Annotated in this window: 1 tRNA gene; it reads left to right on the plus strand. The window is 52.8% G+C overall.

Annotated elements, in window-relative coordinates:
* Positions 1–180: 180 nt before the first annotated feature.
* Positions 181–256 (plus strand) — tRNA-Ala (locus OGY68_RS00040).
* Positions 257–265: the final 9 nt, after the last annotated feature.

Here is a 265-nt window from a genome sequence, read left to right on the forward strand (position 1 = left end):
GCTTGTAGCTCAGGTGGTTAGAGCGCACCCCTGATAAGGGTGAGGTCGGTGGTTCAAGTCCACTCAGGCCTACCAAATTCTTTCTGATACCGCGTTGTGAAACGACTCGCATACTTCAGTATGCTTCATCGTTCCACGCCTTGTCTCAGCAAGAATTAAGGTGAATGAGATAACTACGATGGGGCTATAGCTCAGCTGGGAGAGCGCCTGCCTTGCACGCAGGAGGTCTGCGGTTCGATCCCGCATAGCTCCACCATCCTTACTG

This window comes from Citrobacter sp. Cpo065, assembly GCF_030332805.1.
In the GTDB taxonomy this organism is placed as follows: Bacteria; Pseudomonadota; Gammaproteobacteria; order Enterobacterales; family Enterobacteriaceae; genus Citrobacter; species Citrobacter portucalensis.